The following is a 5,191-nucleotide window of genomic DNA, read 5'->3' as shown; positions in this document are numbered from 1 at the left end:
AAACTTAGAATCTCTTTGTAATACTTCTCATCAAAATATTTTATGTATTTAATTTCTTTACACTGTATACGCACACAGAAAAAATACGTGATAAAAGAAAGCACGGAGATAAATGCTAGCAACTGAGAGTAAAGAGCAAGCTTATCAATAGTTGCTGTGGTTAACAGATATGCTGCGATAAGTTTTAAAAACGCATCAACAACACTAATATAAGCATAAGTATTCATTCGCTCATATGCAATGGTCACGGCATGGTAAGGAACCTGTATTATTCCAAAAAAGAAAGCTACTAAAGAGAATTGAAAGACTGTATTTGCAGCTTTTAGCCTGTCTATAGGTATGTCTAATAGGTAATTCACTGCCCACAGGCCTATTACTTCGGCAAGAAAAAATGTAACAACACCGATAAATAAGTGAGTATTTACAGACGCAGTAAACGTTTTTTGTAGCTTTATGGAATCCTTTAAACCCAAATCAAATGATAGATAACGCTGAGTTGAAGACGACATAGCCGCATTCATAAACCCGAACATAGTGATTAATCCGGCGACAACACCATAAATACCGTAATCATCTATACCTAGGGCATCGATCACTATTCGTGTAGTGAACATGCCTAGAGCTAACGTTATTAGTAAACGTATATACAGAACAGCAGAGTTTTTAACAATTCGGGAGTTAGACATTCAATATACCCATGATGATTGAAGATACTTAATTTTTCATGAAATCAGGCTCATTCACATACGATGAAAATCGTACACACTCCTGAAAAAATGCAGCAACTCAAACAAATATACGACGCTGAGCTTGTATCTCACGAAAAAGTCATGAAAAGTCGCATAAATTAAATAAGGGCTTCTCAGAAGCCATCAGGCACATCGTTTTTAGGATCGTTTCATTTTTTAAGAATGTTTAATCACATCAGCCCGACCCTTAGGAAACTTTTGGCGTTTTAGAACTAATCTAGTCCTAAAAACCTCCCAGTCAGCCATAACCAATAGATATATGATCAATTCCTATAGTAAAACTTAAGCTTTCTTATCACTGGCATAACTGTAGTTATAATACCCATACCCGTATGAACTAGATGCTTTCTTCTCTACCGCATTAAAGATCACACCTTTCACTTCAATACCTGCTTGTTCAAAACGGTTTCTGGCGACATCAATCTCTTTGGCGGTATTTAGGCCAAAGCGTGCCACCATTAACGTTGTACCAGCATGGGCCCCCACAATGCTTGGGTCAGTCACCGCAAGTACTGGCGGGGTATCAATAATCACTAGGTCATAATTTTGTGAAGCCCACTCAACCAAAGCTTTAAAACGTTGGTGCATAAGCAGTTCTGAAGGGTTGGGTGGCACTTGGCCGCGCGTCATAATATCTAAGTTATCGACTTGGGTGGTTTTGATCGCTTGCGCGTAATCAATTTTGCCACTGAGCAGGTCTGAAAGGCCATTTTCCCATTTAACACCGAAAGGTTGTTGTAGATAACCTTTGCGCATGTCGGCATCAATCAGCAGCACTTTTTGCCCAGTTTTGGCTACAACCGCAGCAAAGTTGGTGGAAACAAACGATTTACCAATGCCCGGCGCAGGGCCAGAAATCATCACCACGTTGTTTTTGGCTTCTAACATTGCGAAGTGCAAACTGGTCCGCAGGCCGCGTAGCGCTTCAATAGAAAGGTCCGCCGGGTTGCTTTCAGCTAGCAGCATCATCTCTTGCAGGGATTTACGCTTTTTATTGATTTTTTCTGCAAATTCCAACTGCAGAATCGACTTAGGTACACTGGCGTAAACCGAAAGGCCAAGCTGTTCAATATCGTCTGGGTTTTCTACGCCGCGGTGTAGCGCCGCTTTCACCAATACCCCGCCAACGCTTAACATGCCGCCAAGCAAGGTCGCGAGTACAACAATCAGTGGTTTTTTCGGTTTCACGGTTTGAGCATAGGTAGCTGCGCTGTCTAAAATGCGCACATTGCCGACCGTTCCGGCTTTAATGATGTTCAGCTCTTGCACTTTGTTCAGCAATTGAATGTAAATTTGCTGGTTTACTTGTACGTCACGCGTCATGCGTAAAATTTCGCGCTGAGTTTTAGGCAGCTTTTGTACTTGCTGATTTAAGCGCTCTTTTTCACCAAGCAAGATTTGGCGTTTATCCAATAGTGATTTGTACGCCGGGTGGTCAGTGGTGAAACGCTGGCTCACTTCACTCTCTTTAAACGTGAGTTCGTTAAGCTGCGCTTCTAGCTTCACCATCACTTCTAAAGTGGATTTCGCTTCTAAGCTTAAATCAATCGAATCATTGGCTTGGCGGTAGCGGTTTAATACATCTTCCGCGCTGTCTAATTCGGTTTTAATGGTTGGCAGGTGGCCTTTTAAGAAAGCTAAACTTTTTTCAGCTTCTGCTGAATTGCGCTGCACGTTCTGCAAAAAATAGTTTTGGCTTATATCATCCAAAATCGCTTGAATTTGGCTAGGGTTTTCGCCGGTGAAAGAGAGCTCAACAATGCCGGTTTGTTTACCGCGTTCAGTCACTGATAAGTTATCTTTCAGCCATTTAATCGCATCTAACTCACTTTGTTTACTGATGTTAAATGCAAAACCGCTATTGGCATCTAAATCGCTGACAAACAGTTGGTAATCATCACTTTTTGCCAGTTCACCTACTTTACCGCTGAGCATTACGCGGCCATCTTCACGCACTAACTGGTAGGTTTTTTGTTCTGCATCCTGCACCACTATTTGGTGGCCCGTTTGCCATGCATAACTTGGCAGTTCAAAGCGGCTGACTTGAATGCGGTTTATTTGCCCGCGAAGGCGCGCAATGCCTTTACCAATAACGGGAAAGTAATCCGGCTCAACTAAGGTTGTTAGGTTAAATTTATGAACGGTGTCGCCTAAAATCATCCGTGATTTGATGATTTCAATTTCAGTGGTGGCGGATGATTCAGAAGAGAAGAGATCGCTCATTTCCCCGCCGACTAATGATGAAATACCGCCAGAGCCTTTTTGTTCGATTTGAATCAAAGCATCGGCTTTGTATATCGGTGTTGAGAGCAAGGCAAAGGCAATGCCAAAGATAGCAAAGAAAGTGGTCGTCGCGAGAATGATCCATTTGCCATCCAGCAGAAGGCCAAACAATTTACCGAGATCGATTTCGTCAGAAGTGGTGTCGACGCGTTGTTTAATCTGTTGTGCTGTCATTGTGTTTAAAGTCCTAACGGCCTGTTTTGGCTTATGGTGATTACAGCTTTTTGGCCCAAGCTTGCGCGGCTTGGTCAATTAACTGGTAGGCATGGTCAAATGCTTCTTTGCTTTGGCGATATGGGTCTGGGATGTCTTGCTGGCCTATCCATTGCCCAAATAGCATGGCTTTGCCGCGTGCTTCAGGGGCTATCTCACTTAATGCACTAATGTGCCCCTTTTCCATCACGAGAATTAAATCATACTGGCTGCAAAGCGCTGACGTGAGCTGCTGAGATGCATGACCAGCTAAATCAATGCCATGTTCTGCAGCAACTTGGCTGGCCATGGTATCGGCGGGTTTGCCCTCAAGATGGCTTTTGGCGCTAGCAATGCCAGCCGAAGCCACTTCTTTATTCGGCAATAGCTTTTGTAATACTCGCTCGCCTGTTGGTGAACGGCAGATGTTACCGACACACACCACTAATATTTTAGAAAACACGTTTTTTCTCTTATTTACTGTTCAGTTATGGCCAATTTTTCACCCGTAACGCACCTTCAGAAAGCGTGTTAAAGCCGTTGATGGTTGGCAACAATTGCCTGATCAAACGGTTCCAGCGCCCAACGGGTGTGGTGGTGACATACACCACATCATAAGGTTGCAGTTCAAACTCTGTGCCCATGACTAACGCAGTGGCATCTTGCATATTGAGCTGGTAAATATTGGCGATAGGGTCATCTTGGTTAGGCGCCGTGTGGCTTAACACGGTTTGCTGCTGTTGCGCGCCACGAATCACAAAAATACCCGTGGCATCGGCTTCGTATTCATTAATGCCACCGACTGTGCTCAAGGCTTCGGTCAGGCTCATACCTGTACGGTCAATTTTCAGCATTTGTGGCTGTTTGACTTCGCCCATCACAAACACTTTTTGCCCGTCGTTACGTGGCACATGCACGATATCGCTATCGCGCAGTAAGCGGTTTTGCGTTAAATCGCCTTTCTGGATCAAAGCATAAAGAGAAAGAAGTTCCTCTTTACCATTACGAGTCAGCGTCACATTGCGCCAATCTGCATCAGTGGTAATACCACCAGCACGGTTAATGGCATCTAATAATGTTAAGGGAATATTTGAGATGGCTTGCTGACCCGGCGTTTTAACTTCACCAGTAATGTAGGATTTTTGCGAGCGAAAAGAAGCGACGTTGACATCTACCTGAGGCGATTCAATGTACTTAGCTAACTTTTCTGAAATCACTTGGCGGATTTCCGTTACGGTTTTGTCAGCCACTCTCACTTCACCAATGTAAGGGTAAAAGATGGTGCCATCCGCATGGACCCAGTTACCCGCTTCCGCCGAACTGCGGTATGAACCGGCAGGAATGGTTAACTCCGGGTGATCCCAGATGGTGATATTAAGCACATCACCAGGGCCGATGTAATATTCGTAGCGAGCAATTTCTTGTTCTAACGGAGCATTGGGTTGGGTAATAGGCTGATTTTTATATTTTTTCAGCTCTTTAATAAAAGCAGGAGTAAGGGGGTAGACATTCACTTGAGAAGATAAGGATTCGTTGCTTTCTGCTTCCCATGCGGCATTTTTTTCACCCGTAGGTAGGTGTGAACCCGGAATGGTGCACCCCGTTAAAACTACTGAGGCGATAATCAAAGGCAAATACTTTTTTGACACGCGAACGTTCCTGCTATTTCAATCACAGTCATGACCAAGGTGCTTATATGAAGCCAAGGCACATGAGTAATGTGTTTATATATCAATGTGCTAGAAGTCATACATAAAAACTTGCTGGCACGCTACCGCCCTAGGGCGCTCCCTATGACGGTGTTAAATACGTTTAAGCCGATGATAATTGAAAATAGGTCATTCATTAAAATGCAGCACAGAACCCACTAATCAAACTTTCAAATTACAATATAATCAATAAAAGAGTAATAAAAATAAAATTTGATTTATCAATTTTTTGTACTATCAAAGGCTGCGGAATGATAC

At 43.3% G+C, this 5,191-nt stretch carries 3 protein-coding genes and 1 pseudogene; all 4 read right to left on the bottom strand.

What is annotated here, in order from left to right; translation table 11 throughout:
- Window positions 1–686, bottom strand: a pseudogene (locus AACQ21_RS04510) (lipopolysaccharide biosynthesis protein); the annotation flags it as partial.
- A gap of 345 nt (window positions 687–1,031) precedes the next feature.
- Window positions 1,032–3,206 (bottom strand): polysaccharide biosynthesis tyrosine autokinase, encoded by a 2,175-nt coding sequence (locus tag AACQ21_RS04505; RefSeq protein ID WP_105976748.1) that lies wholly within the window; start codon window positions 3,204–3,206, stop codon window positions 1,032–1,034.
- Window positions 3,207–3,246: 40 nt separating this feature from the next.
- Complete coding sequence (locus AACQ21_RS04500) at window positions 3,247–3,687, bottom strand: arsenate reductase/protein-tyrosine-phosphatase family protein (RefSeq protein ID WP_017045428.1); 441 nt, start codon at window positions 3,685–3,687, stop codon at window positions 3,247–3,249.
- 25 nt (window positions 3,688–3,712) lie between these two features.
- Window positions 3,713–4,873, bottom strand: a complete 1,161-nt coding sequence (locus AACQ21_RS04495; protein ID WP_105976747.1) for a polysaccharide export protein — start codon at window positions 4,871–4,873, stop codon at window positions 3,713–3,715.
- Window positions 4,874–5,191 lie beyond the last annotated feature (318 nt).

The organism is Vibrio sp. V01_P9A10T6 (assembly GCF_963877065.1).
In the GTDB taxonomy this organism is placed as follows: domain Bacteria; phylum Pseudomonadota; class Gammaproteobacteria; order Enterobacterales; family Vibrionaceae; genus Vibrio; species Vibrio anguillarum.
The sequence above is the reverse complement of the archived record's forward strand: the minus strand, read 5'-3'. Positions and strand labels throughout refer to the sequence as shown.

What these genes read in the sequence shown, in the direction of transcription:
- AACQ21_RS04505 (WP_105976748.1), bottom strand. Translation starts at nt 3,206, where the DNA reads ATGACAGCACAACAGATTAAACAACGCGTCGACACCACTTCTGACGAA.